Source organism: Rhodococcus sp. S3 (assembly GCF_058211795.1).
In genome coordinates this window covers 242,903-261,737 of sequence record NZ_CM177074.1, presented here as the reverse complement: position 1 = coordinate 261,737, position 18,835 = coordinate 242,903, and the positions used below count along the sequence as shown (strand labels likewise).

General features: G+C 68.2%; 15 protein-coding genes, 1 tRNA gene and 1 pseudogene. 10 read left to right on the top strand and 7 right to left on the bottom strand.

The window, feature by feature from the left end:
- Positions 1-97 precede the first annotated feature (97 nt).
- Positions 98-1,939: an NAD(P)/FAD-dependent oxidoreductase gene (locus AC0LPE_RS01215; RefSeq protein ID WP_088899636.1), complete on the bottom strand. Its 1,842-nt coding sequence runs from the start codon at positions 1,937-1,939 to the stop codon at positions 98-100.
- A 147-nt stretch (positions 1,940-2,086) separates the two neighbouring features.
- Here AC0LPE_RS01215 and AC0LPE_RS01210 point away from each other — a divergent pair, with 147 nt between their 5' ends.
- The 5 genes from AC0LPE_RS01210 (at position 2,087) to AC0LPE_RS01190 (ending at position 5,913) form a co-directional block, all read left to right on the top strand.
- On the top strand, positions 2,087-3,349 hold the full coding sequence (locus AC0LPE_RS01210) for a helix-turn-helix domain-containing protein (RefSeq protein WP_490605469.1): 1,263 nt from the start codon (positions 2,087-2,089) through the stop codon (positions 3,347-3,349).
- 56 nt (positions 3,350-3,405) lie between these two features.
- A complete protein-coding gene (locus AC0LPE_RS01205) occupies positions 3,406-4,077 on the top strand; it encodes a hypothetical protein (protein ID WP_490605468.1) in 672 nt (223 codons plus the stop codon).
- 99 nt (positions 4,078-4,176) lie between these two features.
- Positions 4,177-4,575: a flavodoxin domain-containing protein gene (locus AC0LPE_RS01200; RefSeq protein WP_490605467.1), complete on the top strand. Its 399-nt coding sequence runs from the start codon at positions 4,177-4,179 to the stop codon at positions 4,573-4,575.
- A gap of 31 nt (positions 4,576-4,606) precedes the next feature.
- Complete coding sequence (locus tag AC0LPE_RS01195) at positions 4,607-5,350, top strand: MBL fold metallo-hydrolase (RefSeq protein WP_088899634.1); 744 nt, start codon at positions 4,607-4,609, stop codon at positions 5,348-5,350.
- 62 nt (positions 5,351-5,412) lie between these two features.
- Positions 5,413-5,913, top strand: a complete 501-nt coding sequence (locus AC0LPE_RS01190; RefSeq protein ID WP_261379860.1) for a hypothetical protein — start codon at positions 5,413-5,415, stop codon at positions 5,911-5,913.
- 48 nt (positions 5,914-5,961) lie between these two features.
- On the opposite strand, the gene AC0LPE_RS01185 is transcribed toward AC0LPE_RS01190, so the two are convergent.
- Positions 5,962-6,049, bottom strand: a tRNA-Ser gene (locus tag AC0LPE_RS01185).
- Between the two features lie 51 nt (positions 6,050-6,100).
- Entirely contained in the window at positions 6,101-6,571 is a 471-nt protein-coding gene (locus AC0LPE_RS01180; RefSeq protein ID WP_490605466.1) for a MarR family winged helix-turn-helix transcriptional regulator, read from the bottom strand.
- A gap of 119 nt (positions 6,572-6,690) precedes the next feature.
- Between AC0LPE_RS01180 and AC0LPE_RS01175 the strand changes: the two genes are divergently transcribed.
- Positions 6,691-7,677 (top strand): NAD(P)H-quinone oxidoreductase, encoded by a 987-nt coding sequence (locus AC0LPE_RS01175; RefSeq protein ID WP_160877292.1) that lies wholly within the window; start codon positions 6,691-6,693, stop codon positions 7,675-7,677.
- Here AC0LPE_RS01175 and AC0LPE_RS01170 read toward each other — a convergent pair.
- Complete coding sequence (locus AC0LPE_RS01170; RefSeq protein WP_490605465.1) at positions 7,674-8,873, bottom strand: cysteine desulfurase-like protein; 1,200 nt, start codon at positions 8,871-8,873, stop codon at positions 7,674-7,676. The genes AC0LPE_RS01175 and AC0LPE_RS01170 overlap by 4 nt on opposite strands.
- A 147-nt stretch (positions 8,874-9,020) precedes the next feature.
- Here AC0LPE_RS01170 and AC0LPE_RS01165 point away from each other — a divergent pair, with 147 nt between their 5' ends.
- The 3 genes from AC0LPE_RS01165 (at position 9,021) to glfT1 (ending at position 11,417) form a co-directional block, all read left to right on the top strand.
- A complete protein-coding gene (locus AC0LPE_RS01165; RefSeq protein ID WP_016692665.1) occupies positions 9,021-9,605 on the top strand; it encodes a bacterial proteasome activator family protein in 585 nt (194 codons plus the stop codon).
- Between the two features lie 77 nt (positions 9,606-9,682).
- Positions 9,683-10,534 (top strand): galactan export ABC transporter ATP-binding subunit Wzt/RfbE, encoded by an 852-nt coding sequence (gene wzt / locus AC0LPE_RS01160; RefSeq protein ID WP_085989369.1) that lies wholly within the window; start codon positions 9,683-9,685, stop codon positions 10,532-10,534.
- Positions 10,527-11,417 (top strand): galactofuranosyltransferase GlfT1, encoded by an 891-nt coding sequence (glfT1, locus tag AC0LPE_RS01155; RefSeq protein WP_229566806.1) that lies wholly within the window; start codon positions 10,527-10,529, stop codon positions 11,415-11,417. Before wzt ends, glfT1 begins: the two co-directional genes overlap by 8 nt.
- Positions 11,418-11,429: 12 nt before the next feature.
- On the opposite strand, the pseudogene AC0LPE_RS01150 reads toward glfT1, so the two are convergent.
- Positions 11,430-11,782: pseudogene (locus tag AC0LPE_RS01150) on the bottom strand (hypothetical protein).
- Complete coding sequence (locus AC0LPE_RS01145; RefSeq protein ID WP_490605464.1) at positions 11,779-14,238, bottom strand: molybdopterin oxidoreductase family protein; 2,460 nt, start codon at positions 14,236-14,238, stop codon at positions 11,779-11,781. Before AC0LPE_RS01145 ends, AC0LPE_RS01150 begins: the two are co-directional and overlap by 4 nt.
- A 143-nt stretch (positions 14,239-14,381) precedes the next feature.
- On the opposite strand from AC0LPE_RS01145, the gene AC0LPE_RS01140 reads away from it, so the two are divergent.
- Complete coding sequence (locus AC0LPE_RS01140) at positions 14,382-16,163, top strand: AMP-dependent synthetase/ligase (RefSeq protein ID WP_490605463.1); 1,782 nt, start codon at positions 14,382-14,384, stop codon at positions 16,161-16,163.
- Positions 16,164-16,219: 56 nt separating this feature from the next.
- Here AC0LPE_RS01140 and AC0LPE_RS01135 read toward each other — a convergent pair whose 3' ends face one another.
- Entirely contained in the window at positions 16,220-18,712 is a 2,493-nt protein-coding gene (locus AC0LPE_RS01135; protein WP_490605462.1) for a response regulator, read from the bottom strand.
- Positions 18,713-18,835: the final 123 nt, after the last annotated feature.

The following is an 18,835-nucleotide window of genomic DNA, read 5'->3' as shown; positions in this document are numbered from 1 at the left end:
GACCCTAATACTCGCCCGTCGATTCGTGACGTATCGGAGGATCCACGGCCGCGTCGCCCCACCTGGTGGCGGGAGCGACGCGTGGGAGCCGAGTCGATCAGCGGAGGTGGTGCACCTCCTGCAGTCCGTAGACCGGGGTCGGGATGCCCTCGTAGCGCGCCTTGAGCTGCAGCGCCAGGTAGAGCGAGTAATGCCGCGACTGGTGCAGGTTGCCGCCGTGGAACCACAGGCCGTCCTGCTGCGTGGGCTTCCACATGTTGCGCTGCTCACCCTCCCAGGGACCGGGGTCCTTGGTGGTGTCGGAGCCCAGACCCCAGCACTTGCCCACCTTGTCCGCGACCTCCTGCGAGATCAGGTCGGCGACCCAGCCGTTCATCGAGCCGTAGCCGGTCGCGTAGACGACGAGATCGGCTTCGAGTTCGGTGCCGTCCTCGAGGATCACCGACGTCTCGGTGAGTTCGCGGACGTTGCCGTGGGCGAGCTTGATGTCGCCGTTCGCGACGAGTTCGGAGGCGCCGACGTCGATGTAGTAGCCGGATGCACGACGCAGGTACTTCATGAACAGACCCGAGCCGTCGTCGCCCCAGTCGTGCTGGAAGCCCGCCTTCTCGAGCCGGTCGTAGAACTCGGCGTCGCGCTCGCGGATCTTCTCGTAGATCGGGATCTGGAACTCGTGCATGATCCGGTACGGCAGCGACGCGAAGGTCAGGTCGGCCTTCTGGGTCGTGACGCCGGCGGCGAGGGCCCGCTCGGAGTACAGGTCGCCGAGACCGAGCTCCATCAGCGAATCGGACCGGACGATGTGCGTCGACGAGCGCTGCACCATGGTGACGTCGGCGCCGACCTCCCACAGGGCACCGCAGATGTCGTGCGCACTGTTGTTGGCACCGATCACGACGGCCTTCTTGCCGGCGTAGGCGTCCGGGCCCGGGTGGGCACTGGAGTGGTGCTGTTCGCCGCGGAACAGGTCCATCCCGGGGAAGTCGGGGATGTTCGGCTTACCCGACATGCCGGTCGCGATGACGAGTTGCTTGGGGCGGAGGACCACCGGTTCGCCGTCGCGCACGACGTTGACGGTCCATTCGCCCGTCGCCTCGTCGTAGCTCGCCGAGGTGCACTCCGACTTCGACCAGTACGGAACCTCCATCACCTTCGTGTACATCTCGAGCCAGTCCGCGATCTTGTCCTTGGGCGCGAAGACCGGCCAGTTGTCGGGGAACGGCATGTACGGCAGGTGGTCGTACCAGACGGGGTCGTGCAGGCACAGCGACTTGTAGCGGCCGCGCCACTGGTCGCCGGGACGGTCGTACTTGTCGAGCACGATCGCGGGCACACCGAGCTGACGCATGCGCGCGCCGAGCGCGATGCCGCCCTGACCACCACCGATGATCACGACGTAGGGCTGACGGGTGTAGCCGAGTTCGCGTTCCTCGATCTCGCGCTGCTCCGACCACGTGACGCGGTGCTTGTCCGCACCGTGCTTCGTGCCGCGGGGGCGACGCGTGCCCTTGTTCTCCTCGTGGCCCTTCAGCTCCTGCATCGTGGTCAGCAACGTGAAGGCACGGTCCTCGCCGCTCTCCTCGTCGCGCTTCAGGCGCAGATGGCCGACGCCGCGACCGACCGCGGTCTCGAACGCGATCCAGGCGCTGAGCACGCCGTCGTCGTCGCTCGCAGGTTCGGTGGTGCGGAAGCCGCTCGGATCGGTGTCGGCGAGTCGCGCGTGCAGCATGTCCGAGACGCCCTCGCGTCCCTCGACGGTCTTGAGGTTCCAGGTGAAGGCGACCAGGTCGCGCCAGAAGGAATCGGTGCCGAACAGGCCCGCAGCGGCGTCGACGTCGCGCTGCGCGAGGGCGGTTTCGAAAGCCTGCAACCAGGCGTCGACGCGTTCGTCGGGCGTCGCGGTGCCGGAGGTCGTGGGCTTGTCGAGGGTGTCGGTCATGGTGAGTCCTTTCCCGTGGTGATGTGATCCAGGACACTTCTCGTAGCCGCTCCCCCACAAGCGTTGCGTCACGTTGCACGGCATCCGATTTGTGGCGCAGCACACATTTGCCACCTATGCTCCGAGGACGACGACGAAGAGGAGACCGTGACCACGTTCAGCGCGATCGCGCCCGGCACCGACCTGTCGCGCTACGCGCGGGAGTTGACGCGGATGCACGACGCGGTGATCGGCGGCGCCCGGTCACCCATGCGACCCCGCCCCCTCGTGTCCCGCTCGTGGCAGCGCGTGCTCGACGCAGGCCTCGATCCCACCGGCACCAACGAGCGCAGCCGGCTGCCCGCTGCGGAAGTCGAGCGACGTCGACGCGCATCCGCCCTCTCCGCGGTGATCGGCGATCTCGAGCAGGTCATCACGCCCGTCGCCGACGCCTCGCATCTGCTGCTGGTGGTGACCGACGCCGACGGCGTGATCCTCTGGCGCAGCGGCTCGGCACCGATCCGTTCCCGCGCCGACGCCCTCGGTTTCCAGGAGGGCACGGTGTGGACCGAGTCGACGGTCGGCACCAACGCCATCGGCACGGCGCTCGCGGAGGCCGCGCCCGTCCAGTTGTTCTCGGGTGAGCACTTCGAGACGACCCAGCACCCCTGGTACTGCACCGCCGCGCCGATCCACGATCCGATCCGCGGCGACCTGCTGGGCATCGTCGACGTCAGCGGCCCCGCGCTGACCCTGCACCCGGCCATAATCGCTCTCGTCGACACCGCCGTCCGGCTCGCCGAAGCGCAACTGTGGCGGCGGCACGAGGTGCGGCTCGAACGGCTGCGCACCGAGGCCGCTCCGTTGCTGTCGTCGACGCGGGGACCGGTGCTGCTCGTCGACGAGGACGGCTGGGTCGCGCACGCCTCCGGTATCGCCGCCGAGCGGGTCGCGGTGCCGCGGCACGCCCGCCCGCTGACCGTTCCCGGCATGGGACTGTGTGTGCCCGAACGCCTTTCGCACGGTTGGTTGATCCGCGGTGCGGCCTCGTCCTCGCGCATGCGGATGGTGCTGCACGTGTCGTCGTCGCCGACGGTGGAGGTGTTCGGGGACGACGACTCGTGGCGCAGCATCGTCACCGCACGCCAGGCCGAGATCCTGCTGTTGCTGCACGAGCGCGGCCCGGACGGCATGACGGTCGCAGCGCTCAGCCGGGCCCTCTACGGGGACGACGACCACGCCGTGTCGGTCCGCGCCGAGGTGTCGCGGCTGCGCCGCGCGATCGGGGACGTGATCGAGAGCAAGCCGTACCGGCTCGCCACCACCGTCGACCTGTCGCTGGATCTCGGAACGGACGAACGCCTCGCCGACTCCGACTTCGTCCGCCGCTCCGGGGCGCCGGGGGTGCGGGCGCTCGCCGTCTCCGGCTGAGACGTCGATCGATCGGACGACTGTGCAGGGCGGCCGTGTGATCGAGCATGGTCGTCATGCGTCGTGGACTGCTCCGGACAGGTTTGCTCGCGCTCGGCTGCGCCGCGGGCGTCACCGCACTGACCGCCTGCGGTGGTGCGAGCCCTGCGGCCGACACACCTCCGTCGACGGTCACCTCGTACGTGACGGTCACCGAGACGGTTCCGGCCACCACCCCGCGGACCACATCGGTGCCCGCGACGACCACGCCGAGTACGACCGCGTCCTCGACCACCTCGCCGGTCGCGGCTCCGTCGACCACCACCGCACCGACCACCACCGCACCGACCACCACCGCACCGACCACCACGTCCGCAGCGCCGGCCGTTCCCGTCGTCACGTCGGTGACCGTCCTGACCGAGCGTTCCGGACTCGGTCACCTCATCGGACCCGACATGTACGAGGCGACCTCGTGGGGGAAGGCGAGCGTGATCTTCCGGTGGCGGGCGCAGACCGCGGACGGTGAACTCTGGAAGGAGACCTGCCAGGTGGTCTCGACGGTGACCGGCCCGGGCGGGTACGTCCACAACGACCGGAGCGCCGCCTGCTCGGGGCGGATGCGCGCCAACGAACTCGTGCTGGGGACCCCCGGTGTCTACACGGTCACGACCGAAGTCGTCGGACCCGAAGGACTTTCCACCGCCGTCGGTACGAAGACGTTCGAGGTCTTCCCCGACAGCACCCCGTAGACCGGATCGACCTCCCGCAACGGCCGGGCACATGTTTCCGCCCCTCGGGGACCGGGAACGCACCAGTGAACCCGAGTCGCCGAACATGCTGGAGACACAATGACCGTTCTCGTCGTCACGGACAGTCCCGAAGGTCCGACCCAGAAGATCGCCCGGCTCGTTGCCGACGCTCTGGGAGAGCGGGACATCGACGTCACCGTCGGTGACATCTCCGACCTCGAGCGGTCGGAGGAGTTCGAGGGCGTCGTCTTCGGAGGCGAGGTCGACGCCGGTGAGTACTCGCCCGATACCGCCGAACTGTTGTCGTCGCGGGCCTCCGGGCTGAGTCAGCAGCTCGTGTGGTTGTTCGCGGTGGGCGACGAAAGTGCCGAGGATACACCGGATCTGATGTCCGAACTCGCCGCGCTCGACTACCGGTCGTTCGGTCCGTCGGCGGGTGAGGACGAGGTGCGGTCGTGGGCCGCCTTCATCGCCGACGAGATCGACGGACACAGCTGAACCCGAACGTTCCCCCGAGCGAAGGGCCGCCATGCTCCACACGGATGTCGCGCCGGGCGTGCATCGCCTCGCGCACGCCGACGTCAACGTCTACCTGATCGAGGACGACGCCGGAGTGACCATCGTCGACACGGGACTGCCCGCGACGGCCGGTCGCATCGAGGAGGCGATCTCGCACATCGGTCGCCGGATCGACGACGTGCAGGGAGTCGTCCTCACGCACGCCCACTTCGATCACGTCGGGTCGGCGAAGCGGCTGCGTGAGCGGTGGCGGGTGCCGGTGTGGGCGCATCGCGACGAGAAGTTCCTCGCCGCCCATCCCTACCGCTACCAGCACGAACGCAACCGGTTGCTCTATCCCGTCCGGTATCCCGCCTGCATCCCCGTGCTCGCCCGGATGACCGTGGCCGGCGCGTTGTGGGTGCGCGGAGTCGACGACGTGACGCTCTTCCACGACTCCGAACCGCTCGACCTGCCGGGCCGCCCCGTTCCCCTGCACACCCCCGGCCACACCTACGGGCACTGCGCGCTGCATCTCCCCGATCGCGACACCGTGATCGTCGGCGACGCCATCGTCACCCTCGATCCGTACACGGGCAGGCACGGTCCGCAGATCGTCTCGGGTGCGGCGACCGCCGACAGCGCCACCGCCCTCGCCTCGCTGGCGGCCATCGCCGGCACCGGCGCGAAACATGTCCTCGTCGGCCACGGCGAACCCTGGCACGACGGCGCTGCGGCGGCCGTGGACCGAGCGGTGGCCGCCGGACCGAGCTGACGCATCGCGGTCGACTCCCGGGATCCGGGGACATGCCCGCGCGGCGCGGGCACACTGGCCGCATGAATGCTCTCGATGCCACTCTTCTGACCGGCGTCGCCCACCCGAAGCTCGAGGCCTTCTCACGGTTCGACGGAAGCTGGGATCTGCAGTGGAGCCGCCCCGGGGACGAGGAGGCACCCGCGTCACTGTGGGGAGAAGTGCACTTCGGCACCGTGCTCGGCGGGCGAGCGATCCAGGACGTGTGGATCGTCCCGGCCGGTGATCAGCAGTCGACCGAGGACGAGCGTTATTCGTTCCACGGCACCACGATCCGGTTCTTCGACGACGGGATCGGCGCCTGGCGTTCCACCTGGATCGAGCCGATCCACGGGCGCGTCCGCACGTTCGTCGGACGGCCGTCCGGCGACGAGATGCACCTGATCAGCACCGACGGCGACCCGTTCCTCCGGTGGCGGTTCACGGAGGTGGGCGCCGATCACTTCGTCTGGCTCGGCGAATACTCCGTCGACGAGGGGCGCACCTGGATCCTCGAGGAGAAGATGGTCGCCACCCGGCGGTAGAAACGAGAAGAGGTTCCGACTCCCTGACGGGTGCCGGAACCTCTTCCGTGGCGGAAGCGGAGGGATTTGAACCCCCGTTGGTGTTACCCAAGCTCGCTTTCAAGGCGAGTGCATTCGGCCGCTCTGCCACGCTTCCGTGGCAGATCCTAACCGCTCGACGCAAGCAGGGCCTAACCGATTCGCGACCTCAGCGGTCGGCCAGAGTGTGCTCGACGCGCGCGAAGACCCGCGCCAGCATGTCGAGTTCGTCGGCCGACAGCAGGTCGATGAGGTAGTTGCGCACGTCGTCGACGTGGGTGGGGGCGGCCTCCGCCAGACGCCGCCGGCCCTCCTCGGTGATGGTGGCGAGCACACCGCGACCGTCGTCGGGGCACGAACTGCGCACGACCATCTTCTCCTGCTCCATCCGCCGGATCTGATGGGTGAGACGACTGCGCGAGGACAGCACGCCGTCGGCGAGGTCGCTCATGCGCAAGGCGCCGTCGGGGCCTTCGGAGAGCATGACCAGGATCCGATATTCCGCCAGCGACAGGTCGTGTCGATCGTTGAGGGACCGACCGAGGGCGCTCATGAGACGGTTGTTGCCGTCCATGTAGAGACGCCAGGCCTCCTGCTCCTTTGCGGTCAACCACTTGGGTTCGTCTCGTTCGCTGGTCACGCCGGGAGTGTAATGCCGACGGCCCGATCCGGTTACTGCACGGTAGTTTCGAGCAGGTGAGCGCGCCGCGAGCGGAGTGATCATCCCCTCACCGCGTCGCACGCGATAGCGTCGAACACATGCATGCAATCGTCGCCACCGAACCCGGTGGTCCAGAAGTTCTCCGGTGGACCGAGCAGCCCGACCCGGACCTGCCTCCCGGGCACGTACTTCTCGATGTCGCGGCGACCGCGGTCAACCGCGCCGACCTGCTGCAACGACGCGGCCTCTACCCGCCGCCCCCGGGGGCGAGCGACATCCTGGGCCTCGAATGCTCCGGAGTGATCTCCGAACTCGGTGAGGGTGTGACGGGCTGGAACATCGGCGACAAGGTCTGCGCCCTGCTCACCGGCGGCGGTTACGCCGAGAAGGTCGCGGTCCCCGCCTCCCAGCTCCTGCCCGTCCCGAAGGGCATCGACCTCGCGGTCGCCGCGTCGCTTCCCGAGATCGCGTGCACGGTGTGGTCGAACGTCGTGATGACGGCCGGCCTGAAGCGCGGCGACGTCCTGCTCGTGCACGGTGGCGGCGGTGGCATCGGCACGCACGCCATCCAGGTGGGCAAGGCGCTCGGCGCAAAGGTGGCGGTGACGGCTTCGGCCGGCAAGCTCGACCGCTGCCGCGAACTCGGCGCCGACCTGGCGATCGACTACCGCGAACAGGACTTCGTCTCCGAGGTGCGCAACGCCTTCGGTGGCGCCGATGTCGTGCTCGACAACATGGGCGCGAAGTATCTGTCCCGGAACATCGACGTCCTCGCTCCCGACGGATGGCTCGTCGTCATCGGCATGCAGGGCGGCACCAAGGGCGAACTGCACCTCGGCAAGCTGCTCGCCAAGCGCGGTCACGTCGCCGCGACCGGCCTGCGCGGCCGTCCGGACTCGGGTCCGTCGGGCAAGAGCGAGATCATCGACTCCGTGCGCGCCAATCTGTGGCCGCTCATCGAGGAGGCGAAGGTCCATCCCGTCGTGCACGCCGAGCTGCCGATCACCGAGGCCGCCCGGGCACACGAACTGCTCGACAGCCCCGAGACCGTCGGGAAGGTCGTGCTGCGGATCGAACGCAACTAGAGGTTGCGGAGCTCGCGGACGAGCTGATCGACCTCGAAGCTCGTGGTGTAGGGGGCGAGGCCGATGCTCACCGCTCCCCCTTCGTCGCTGACGCCGAGGGAGTCGAGGAGCCGGCTCGATCCGCGGGTGCTCGCCACCGTCGCGATGCGGCGGTCGGCGAGATGCGCGGCGACCTTCTCGGCCGGGACGCCGTCGACGGTGAAGCTGAGGGTGGGGACGCGGCTCGATGCGCGGCCGAGCACGATCACGCCGGTGAGGCTGTCGAGCTGCCGCATGAGGCGGTCGAACAGCACGTCCTGGTAGTTCTGCATCGAGCTGATCGAGATGTCGAGACGCTCGCGGCGCGTACCGGTGGCGTCGTCGTCCAGTGAGGCGATGAAGTCGATGGACGCGGGGATACCGGCGAGCAGACCGAACTGGTGACCGCCCACCTCGAGACGTTCGGCGCCGCGTGCGTGCGGGTTCAGCGACATCGCCGGGACTCGTTCGAGATGCGAGGGGTCGGCGAAGACGAGCGCACCGATCTGCGGTCCGCCCCATGCGGCGATGTCGACGGTGATGACGTCGGCGCCGAGATCGTCGATGTCGACGTGGGCGTAGGGGGCGGCGCCGGCGGCGTCGACGACCATGAGCCCACCGACCTCGTGGACGAGATCCGCGACGACCCGCACGTCGGGCGCGGTGCCGACGATCGACGACGCCGCGGTGAGCGCGACGAGCCGGGTGGTGGGCGTGATGAGTTCCTCGTACTGCCAGGTGGGCAGTTCGCACGTCTCGATCTCGACCTCGGCCCAGCGCACCTGCGCGCCGTAGCGGCTCGCGACCCGCAACCAGGGAGCGATGTTCGCCTCGTCGTCGAGCCGCGAGAGCACCATGCCGGTGCCGAGCCCGAGGCGGGAACTGAGCGCTTCGGCGAGCCAGGCGAGCAGCACCGCGTGGCTCGGACCCAGGACGACGCCGTCCGGGTCGGCACCCACGAGTTCCGCGACCGCGACGCGCGCCTCCTGGAGGATCGCGGCGCTGCGACGCGACGACAGGTGCCGTCCGGTCGACGACGCGGCCGAGTTGCGGAAGGCAGTGGACACGGTGCGCGACACCACGTCGGGGATCTGCAAACCGGCCCGTGGATCGAGATGGATCCACCCGTCCCCGAGCGAGGGGATCAACCCCCGGATCCGGGCAACGTCGTAAGCCATGGCAGACACTCTAGGTCCCGATGTCAATCGGGACGCGCCGTACCTGCACTCGGCGTTGCCGTCTCGGTAGGCTCGATCGGGGTACCCGGCACTCCGGGACCTTCGGGCAACCGGGCACCCCCGGGGTGGGAAAGGGAGAATGGAGCCATGACGCATCCGGACAACGACCAGGTTCTCGTGATCGGACCCGACGGCCGACCCATCCGTGTCTCCCGTGAGGAGGCGGCCCGCGTGGAGGCCGACGGCCGACCGGAGGAGGAGAAGACCGAGAACGGCGGCGAATCCCTGGCCGACATGGTCGAGCAGCCGGCGAAGGTCATGCGGATCGGCACCATGATCAAACAGCTCCTCGAAGAGGTGAAGGCCGCGCCGCTCGACGACGCCAGCCGCACCCGGCTCAAGGACATCCACCTGTCGTCCATCCGCGAACTCGGTCAGGGCCTCGCCCCCGACCTGCGGGAAGAACTCGAGCGGCTCGCGCTGCCCTTCGGTGAGGACGCAGTGCCCTCCGACGCCGAGCTGCGCATCGCGCAGGCCCAGCTCGTCGGCTGGCTCGAAGGTCTGTTCCACGGCATCCAGACGGCGCTGTTCGCTCAGCAGATGGCCGCTCGTGCCCAGCTCGAGCAGATGCGTCAGGGAGCCCTCCCGTCCGGTGCCGTGCACGGCGGTCACGGCCAGAACGATCAGCAGATCCCCGGCCAGACCCACCCCGGAACCGGCCAGTACCTGTAGTCCCACCGGGTACGCCCCGGGACTCGGGTATCGGCGCGACGGGTACGCTCGGGTCCCGTGTCAGCGTCTGGAGCAGCATCGTGAGTCGGGTCAGCATCGAAACGCGCGGCGCGTGCGTCGACTTTCCCATCTTCGACGCCAAGACCCGCTCCTTGAAGAAGGCCTTCCTGGGTAAGGCGGGCGGAGCGATCGGCCGCAACAACTCCGACGTCGTGGTCGTCGAGGCTCTGCGCGACATCACGATGTCGCTGAAGGAAGGCGACCGCGTCGGGCTCGTCGGCCACAACGGCGCCGGCAAGTCCACGCTGCTGCGTCTGCTCTCGGGGATCTACGAGCCCACCCGCGGCCACGCCCGGGTGAAGGGCCGCGTCGCGCCGGTGTTCGACCTCGGCGTCGGCATGGACCCGGAGATCTCCGGCTACGAGAACATCGTCATCCGCGGCATGTTCCTCGGGATGAGCCGCAAGCAGATGCTGGCCAAGGTCGACGAGATCGCCGAGTTCACCGAGCTCGGCGACTACCTCAACATGCCGTTGCGCACCTACTCGACCGGTATGCGGGTGCGCGTCGCGCTCGGTGTGGTCACCAGCATCGACCCCGAGATCCTGCTGCTCGACGAGGGCATCGGCGCGGTCGACGCGGAGTTCATGAAGAAGGCGCGCGTGCGTCTGCAGGATCTCGTCGCGCGTTCGGGCATCCTCGTGTTCGCCAGCCACTCCAACGAGTTCCTCGCCCAGCTGTGCGACCAGGCGATGTGGATCGATCACGGCCAGATCCGTGAGCAGGGCGACATCGAGCACGTGGTGCGCGCCTACGAGGGCGACGAGGCCGGCGATCACGTGCGCACGATCCTCCACGAGCTCGAGCGTGAGCGGATCGCGAAGTCCGCCCACGACACCGCGGCCTCGACGGGTTCGAACGGTGGCTGACGAACGGATCATCGGCGTCGTCGTCACGCACCGCCGTCGTGAGTTGCTGGCGGATTCGCTGAAAGTTCTTGCCTCGCAGTCCCGTCCGCTCGATCATCTCGTGGTGGTCGACAACGGCGACGAGGACGCGGTGCGCGAGCTCGTCGACGCGGTGGACCTGCCCACGAGTTATCTCGGTTCGAAGCACAATCTCGGCGGCGCGGGCGGCTTCGCCCTCGGCATCCTGTACGCACTGTCGCTGGGCGCCGACCGGGTGTGGCTCGCCGACGACGACGGCCGCCCCGAGGGACCGGACGTGCTCGCGACGCTGCTCGACTGCGCGCAGCGCAACGGCCTGGCCGAGGTGTCGCCGGTCGTGTGCGACATCGCGCAACCCGATCGCCTCGCCTTCCCGCTGCGCCGCGGTGTGGTGTGGCGGCGATGGCGGCACGAACTCGGCGACGAGGACCTGCTGCCCGGCATCGCCTCGTTGTTCAACGGCGCCCTCTTCACGGCCGCGGCGATCGACGCGGTGGGCGTGCCCGACCTGCGCCTGTTCGTCCGCGGCGACGAGGTCGAGGTGCACCGCCGTCTCGTCCGGTCGGGCCTGCCGTTCGGCACCTGTTTGCAGACGGCCTACCTGCACCCGGACGGTGCCGACGAGTTCAAGCCGATCCTCGGTGGCCGGATGCACACGCAGTATCCGGACAACGACACCAAGCGGTTCTTCACCTACCGCAACCGCGGCTACCTGCTCTCGCAGCCGGGACTGCGCCGGTTGCTGCCCCAGGAATGGGTGCGGTTCGGCTGGTACTTCCTGATCACCCGCCGCGACCTGGCCGGCCTGCGCGAGTGGATCCGGCTGCGCAGACTCGGGCGCGAGGAGAGGTTCGAACGGCCCTGACTTCGGCGCTGCTCAGTCGGTGACGACCGTCTGCGCGGCGATCTCCTTGAGTTTCGCGTTCGCCCAGCGCAGTTGACGCAGGGTCTGGGGATGGCAGCGTTTCGAGAGGGCGAGCAGTTCGCGGTCGCTCAGGGCCTGCGCCGTCTGGGCGAGGATCTCCCAGTCGAGCGAGACGCCCGCCGCCATGCGGTGCACGGTGCGCAGGTCCCGCAGCAACAGGACACTCGGGGCGTGCCGGCGATGTCACGCGCCACGTGGAAGATCTCGTGGTCGACCTTGTGCCGGTCCGCGGTGCGCAGCAGCTCGGTCGCCAGGTCGTTCTCCGATCGGTGCAGTTCGCGGATCGCCAGGGACACCTTGTTCATCGCGGCCCTCCGTCGTCGAGCGTCTCGGTGATCTCGGCGTCCGGTCCACCCGAAGTGGCGGGCACGGTGCCGGAGACGGGCGCCGAGGCGGTGGTGGTCGGCGCCGCGGACGGCCCGTCGTCGGCGACGGCGACCCGTTCGACGCGCGCGGCACCCGACTTGAACAGGGGTTGCTTCGACGCCGGGTCCCAGTCGGTGAAGGTCAGTTCGTTGGCCGCGCGCCCCTCGAGCGCCGGTTCGTGACCCGCGGGGGTGTCCCAGTAGCCGTAGTGGAACGGCAGGAACAGCACCCCGGTCCGGATCCCGCTGATCCGCAGCCGCGCGGTGACGTGCCCGCGCGGGGTGTCGACCCGCAGCAGGTCGCCCTCCGACCAGCCGTGCCGTTCGGCATCGCCCGCCGACATCTCCACCCACACCTCCGGTGCCGCGCGTTGCAGTTGCGGGGCACGACCGGTCTTCGTGCGGGTGTGGAAGTGGTAGAGCGTGCGGCCGGTGGTGAGCAGATACGGATACTCGTCGGAGACCGTCTCGTGCGGGGGAAGATACTCACCCGCCTTGATGATCGCCTTGCCGAAGGGGTTCAGCGCCCGGTACTCGGTGGGTTCGACCGGCGCTCCGGTGACCATGTCGCGTCCGTAGTTCTCGCAGTAGTCCGGTGCGGCCCAGAACTTTCCGCCCTCGTAGAGACGTTCGGTCCCGTCGGGGGCGTCGGCGTTGCACGGCCACTGGATTCCGCTTCCGCCACGGAGTTTCTCGTAGGTGATGCCCGTGTAGTCACAGGGCCGCCCGGCCGTGCACTCCTTCCACGCCTCGAACGCCTCCTCGGGCGTGGACCACTTCACGAGCGGGTCGCCGTCCTTGTCCCGCAGGTCGAGCCGGCGCGCGTAGTCGGCGAGGATGTCGAGATCGGGCCTGGCCTGCCCGGGTGGTTCGACGGCCTTCTCCGACAGGTGCACGGTGCGGTCGGTGTTGGTGAACGTCCCGGTCTTCTCACCCCAGGTCGCAGCGGGCAGGACGACGTCGGCGAGTTGCGCGGTCTCCGACAGGAAGATGTCCTGCACCACGAGGAAAAGCCTGTCCTGGGAGAGGATCTCGCGCACCCGGCGCAGCTCCGGCAGGGACACGGCCGGGTTCGTCCCGCTCACGTAGAGGAAGCGGATCGAGCCGTCCTCGACATACCGCATCATCTGCATGAGGTGGGTGGGCGCGGTGTAGTGCGGGATCCGCATCGGGTCGATGTTCCACACCCGGGCGAGGTCCTCGACGTGCGCCTCGTTGGCCCAGTTCCGGAAGGCCGGCAGGTCACCGTCGGCTCCGCATTCACGGGTGTTCTGCGCGGTGGGCTGCCCGTTCATCTGGAGGACTCCGCAACCGGGCCTGCCGAGCATGCCGCGCACGAGATGGATGTTGTTCACCTGAACGGCGGCCGCGGTGGCCTGATGGGACTGAAAGAAGCCCTGCAGGACCGTCGAGAGCAGCCGCTCCGCCGTGCCGAGCAGTCGAGCGGCCTCCCGCAGATCCTCGATGGGGACGTCGCAGATCTCGGCGGCCTTCTCGAGGGAGTAGTCGGCAAGCCGGCTGCGCAGCTCGTCGAATCCGACGGTGTGGTCCTCGATGTACTTCTCGTCGATCCACCCGCGTCGCAGGATCTCGTGCAACAGCCCGTTCATGAGGACGACGTTGGTACCCGGGCGCGGAGCGAGGTGCACCGTCGCGGCCCGCGCGACCGGCGTCCGCCGCGGATCCACACAGATCACGGCCGGCGGATTCGGTCCGGCGAGCCGATCGAGGATCCGCGTCCATGTCACCGTCTGTGTCTCGGCCATGTTGTGTCCGTAGAGCGCGATGACGTCGGCATGGTCGATGTCGGTGTAGGAGCCTGGCTGGCCGTCGCACCCGAAGGACTGTTTGAGGGCGGCTGCCGCCGTCGCCGTGCACAGTCTCGTGTTGCCGTCCATGTGGTTGGTGCCGATGCCACCGTGCCCGATGAGCGCGAGGGTGTAGTACTCCTCCAGGAACAACTGCCCGGTGGTGTAGAAGCCGACCGAGCTGGGGCCGCGCTCGTCGAGCAGCTGCTTCGTGCGACCGGCGACGGCATCCATCGCGGTGTCCCAGTCGGTCTCGACGAGCTTGCCGTCGCGCCGGATCAACGGCGCGGTGAGCCGGTCCTCCGAGTGGTTCGCCTGCCAGCCGAACAGGTCCTTGGGGTCGACCCGGCCGTGGTTGACCCGGTCGACGGCGCGTCCGCGAACCCCCACCATGCGTCCGTCCTTGACGGCGATGTCGAGGCCGTCGCCGTTGGAATGCAGGATGGTCGCCGACTGCACCCACCTGTCGACATCGTCCTCGATCAGTCCGTCGGCGAGATAGGTGTCGACGCGGGTGGGCCAGCGTTGCCCGGGTCCATAGGGTGTGCGCGAACCCCACGGATCCGCGATGCGATCCACGGTGGTCATGTCCCCGGCGGTACCCGGGGTGGGCAGGAACAAACACTTGCCTGCATCACCGCTCGATTCCGGCGCAACAATCCGGCAAATCCGACCACGGATGTACGCACTTCGTCCTACACTTTCGCCACACTCGACCTCGGGAGCCAGTGATGACCCCTCGTGCCACCTCACCGTCGACCCTCTGCGAAGCCTTCCAGACCACCGCCGCGGCGTACCCCGACAAGGTCGCGCTGCGCACCCCCGACGACTCCGTCTCCTACACCTGGCGTCAGTACGCGCAGCGCGTCGAACGCCTCGCCGCCGGGCTGGCCGGCCTCGGCGTGAGCCGCGGGGACACCGTCGGTCTCATGCTCACCAACCGGCCCGAATTCCACCTTCTCGACACCGCCGCGATCCACCTCGGCGCGGTGCCGTTCTCGATCTACAACTCGTTGACCGCCGAACAGATCTCGTACGTGCTCGGCAACGCCGGCAACCGCGTGATGATCGCCGAGGAACAGTTCGTCCCCGTTCTGCGGCAGGCGATCGGCGACACGAAGGTCGAGCACCTGGTGTGCATCGACGGCACACCGGAAGGCACGATCTCCCTCGACGACCTCGAGGCCGCCGCCGATCCGTCCTTCGATTTCGACGCCTCGTGGAAGGCCGTGCAACCGCCCGACCTGCTGACCCTCATCTACACCTCCGGCACCACCGGGCCGCCGAAGGGTGTCGAACTCACCCACGCCAACCTGCTCGCCGAACTCGAGGCGACGAGCTCGTATCTGCCCACCGGCCCGGACGACCGGATCCTGTCGTATCTGCCCGACGCGCACATCGCCAACCGCTGGGGCTCGCACTACTCGAGCCTGTACAGCGGCATGCAGATCACCACGCTCGACGACCTCAAGCAGGCCATCACCGTGCTGCCGAGCCTGCGGCCGACGCTCTTCGGTGCCGTCCCCCAGGTCTGGTACAAGCTCAAGGCCGCGATCGACAAGACCCTCGCCGAGGAATCGAGCCCGATCAAGAAGAAACTCGCGTTGTGGGCGATCGACGTCGGACGCAAGCGTGCCCGGCTGCAGTCCGACGGCAAACCGGTCCCCCGCACCCTCGAGGTGCAGCACGCGGTGGCCGACAGGCTGGTGCTGTCCGCGATCCGCGGCAAGCTCGGCCTCGATCAGGTCCGGGCCGCTGTCACCGGTGCCGCCGCGATCTCGCCGGAGGTCCTCGAGTTCGTTCTCGCCCTGGGCATTCCGTGCTCCGAGGTGTGGGGCATGTCGGAGACCTCGTGCGTGGTCACGATGAACCGGCCGGGCGCCATCCGCATCGGCACCGTCGGGCAGGCCGTGCCGTGTGCGCAGCTCAGAATCGCCGAGGACGGCGAACTGCTCGTCTCCGGTCCACTACTGATGAAGGGCTACCGCAACGACCCCGAGAAGACTTCGGATGCAATCGATTCCGACGGCTGGTTGCACACCGGCGACATCGGTGAGATCGACGCGGACGGATACGTGCGGTTGATCGACCGGAAGAAGGAGATCATCGTCAACGCGGCGGGGAAGAACATGTCACCCGCCAATATCGAAGGCGCCCTGCGTGCCGCTTGCCCGATGCTCGGTGGCGCCGTCGCCATCGGCAACGACCGACCCTACAACGTCGCGCTGCTCGCGCTCGATCCCGATGCCCTGGCCGTTTTCGCCGAACAACACGGTCTCAGCGGCACCCACGAGGAGCTCTCCCGGCATCCGGTGGTCCTCGAGTCGATCGCGAAATCGGTCGAGGAGGCGAACAGCCAGTTGTCGCGGGTCGAGCAGATCAAGAAGTACACGGTGCTGCCGACGATCTGGGAACCCTCCGGCGACGAGCTGACCCCGACGATGAAGCTCAAGCGCAAGCCCATCGATGCGAAGTATGCCGAGGAGATCGACAAGCTGTACGCGGGGGCCTGATCCGTCACCGCGCTCACGGTCTGCAGTAGCAGCGGCGGAACCGAAGGCGCAGAGCACTACCCCGACGAATTGCTGAGCGAGGCGGTGTAGTCACCGACGATCTGCTCGGCGATCTCACGCACCTTGACGTTGCGGTGCTGGGAGAAGGCGACGAGTTTGTCGAACGCCGCGTCGGCGTCGCACTTGAACGTGGCCATCATCAGTCCGACGGCCTTGCTCAGTGTCGACCGGGTCTCCAGGGCCGTCTTCAACTGGTCGGACTCACGCTCCCGCGCGGCGAGCATCTGCTCACGCAGCCACGACAATTCGAGATTCACGCGCACACGGGCGATGAGCTCGTCGGGATGGAACGGTTTGGTGATGTAATCGTCGGCGCCGGTACGCAGACCGCCGATCGTGGCCTCCGCGCCGGCCCGTGCCGTCAGGAGGATGACCGGCAAACGGGAGGTCGCCGGGTCGCGGCGGATCTCCCCGAGCAGCTCCACCCCGTCCCGACCGGGGAGCATGATGTCGCTGAGGACGAGATGCGGCGGTCGCGATCGGATCCGCTCGAGGGCGGCATCGCTGTCCCCCACCGCATCCACGTGCCAGCTCTGGCGACGCAACAACTGCGTCAGATAGTCACGCATGTCCGCGTTGTCCTCGATCACGAGGATCCGTGGCAACGATTCCACATCCTCTCCCTGCATGGACGATTCGTTCTCGTCGAAAGCGACCCTGTCCCACTGTTGCGCTTCGCCGATGTACATGGCGCTCAGATCCCCCGGGACGGTTCCCGCCGGCGACTCCGACGTCTGGTCGAGGACGCGGGGAACGGACACGGTGAAGGTGCTGCCGTGCCCGAGGTCACTGGACACGGTCACACTTCCGCCGAGCGTGTGGACCCAGTCCGAGACGAGGGACAGACCCAGCCCGATGCCCTCCTGACTGCGTCCCCCGACGCTCTCGACGCGATGGAACCGTTCGAAGATGCGACCGAGCTCCGATTCCGGAATGCCGAGACCGGTGTCGGCGACCTTCAGGACCAGCAGATCGTCCTCGACGTCCAGATCCACATCGATCGATCCCGAGGGGGTGTACTTGATCGCGTTCGAGAGCAGGTTCAGCACGATATGGGCCCACGTCTGGGGATCGAGCCGGGTCTGCTCGGCCGCCGCGTCGGCGATCCGGCTGCGCAGGTCCAGGCCCGCACGCTGAGCCGCGTCGGTGAACAGGTCCACACATTCGGCCGTGAGCGCCGCCGGATCGGTCGGCCTCAGGGGCTTTCGCGACGGGTCGGTCTCGGCACGCGTCGCTTCGAGCAACGCGTCGACGAGTCGCCGCAACCGGATCGCGGCGCGCTGAGAGACCTCCAGCGACTGTCGCTGCGCGTCCGTCAGCGTCGTGGCCTCGTCGAGCATGCTCTGCAACGGGCCGAGGAGCAGTGTGAGCGGTGTGCGGAACTCGTGGCTGATCGATTCGAGGAACCGGGTCTTGGCAGCGTCGAGCGCCGCGAACGCATCGGCCCGGCGACGCTCGGCATCCATCGCCGACGCATCACGCAGCAGTCCCGAGATCTTGGTGGCGACGAGTTCGACGAAGGTGGAGTACGCGGCGTCGAACACCCGGTACGGACTCAGTCCGACGGCGAGGACACCGAGCGGGAAGTCGTGTCCCGACGCCGTCAACGGCACGAGGAGGATGGTGCCGATCGGATGGTCTCCGAGGGTTCGCTGCGGGTCGAGCAGATCCGGGGAACGCTCGGCGACGCCGGAGACGACGAAGGGTTCGGAGGCCCTCGCGGCCTTCGACAGCAGCTGGTCCTCATCCGGTCCGAGCAGGGAACCAGAGAAGCCGGGCTTCGTCCCGATTGCGGCGAGCTGCTTCCAGTTCGGTTGCGGATCATCGGGATCCACCACCCGACTGTCGAGGAACAGTGCAGCCAGCGGAATATCCTGATGACTGGGCGCGAGCGCGTCCAACGCGTTCCGGCACGTCTCGATCACCGACATTCCCGAATCGGTGATCGCCACCGTGCCGAGACGGCTCAGGGCCTCCAGACGACGCTCGCCGAGCACCCGCGAGGTGACATCGGTGGTCGCGACGAACACCCCTGCCACCTCGCCGGACTCGTCGCGGATCGGGCTGTAGGAGAAGGTCCAGTAGGTCTCCTCCTCGTAGCCGTGGCGCTGCATGAACAGCAGTTCCTCTTCGGCGAAGGTCGCCGTACCCGCCATCGCCCGTTCGACGCGGGCTCCGACCTCGTCCCACACCTCGTGCCAGCACTCGGGTGCCGGCTGGGCGACCGCCGCGGGGTACTTGTCACCGAGGACGGGGATGATCGCGTCGTTGAAGAGTTGCACCAGCTGCGGTCCCCACCACAGGAGCATCGGCACCTCGGACGGCAGCACCGTCCGCACCGCCATGCGCAGCTCCGCGGGCCACGACTCCACCGGCCCCAGGGGCGTAGCCGACCAATCGGTCTTCCGAAAGCGTTCCTGGCTTTCTCCCGGTCCCGCGAACAGGCGCTCCGCCGACCACGCTTCTCCCGACTCGGCTGTCGCCCTCATGCCCCGTCACTCCCATCTCCGGTACTTCCCGCCGCCATTCTCCCCTCATATCGCGCAGTGCGACGCCACAAAGAGGACATACAACCTCCTTTCCTCAGGTGGGCGGTGGTGGCGGTTCGTCGG

Bases quoted from the DNA above. Each gene is read 5' to 3' on its own strand.
- AC0LPE_RS01165 (WP_016692665.1), top strand. From the start codon at position 9,021: ATGACGCATCCGGACAACGACCAGGTTCTCGTGATCGGACCCGACGGC.
- AC0LPE_RS01135 (WP_490605462.1), bottom strand. From the start codon at position 18,712: ATGAGGGCGACAGCCGAGTCGGGAGAAGCGTGGTCGGCGGAGCGCCTG.
- AC0LPE_RS01145 (WP_490605464.1), bottom strand. From the start codon at position 14,238: ATGACCACCGTGGATCGCATCGCGGATCCGTGGGGTTCGCGCACACCC.
- AC0LPE_RS01190 (WP_261379860.1), top strand. From the start codon at position 5,413: ATGAATGCTCTCGATGCCACTCTTCTGACCGGCGTCGCCCACCCGAAG.
- AC0LPE_RS01175 (WP_160877292.1), top strand. From the start codon at position 6,691: ATGCATGCAATCGTCGCCACCGAACCCGGTGGTCCAGAAGTTCTCCGG.
- AC0LPE_RS01205 (WP_490605468.1), top strand. From the start codon at position 3,406: ATGCGTCGTGGACTGCTCCGGACAGGTTTGCTCGCGCTCGGCTGCGCC.
- AC0LPE_RS01170 (WP_490605465.1), bottom strand. From the start codon at position 8,873: ATGGCTTACGACGTTGCCCGGATCCGGGGGTTGATCCCCTCGCTCGGG.
- AC0LPE_RS01140 (WP_490605463.1), top strand. From the start codon at position 14,382: ATGACCCCTCGTGCCACCTCACCGTCGACCCTCTGCGAAGCCTTCCAG.
- AC0LPE_RS01215 (WP_088899636.1), bottom strand. From the start codon at position 1,939: ATGACCGACACCCTCGACAAGCCCACGACCTCCGGCACCGCGACGCCC.
- AC0LPE_RS01195 (WP_088899634.1), top strand. From the start codon at position 4,607: ATGCTCCACACGGATGTCGCGCCGGGCGTGCATCGCCTCGCGCACGCC.
- AC0LPE_RS01200 (WP_490605467.1), top strand. From the start codon at position 4,177: ATGACCGTTCTCGTCGTCACGGACAGTCCCGAAGGTCCGACCCAGAAG.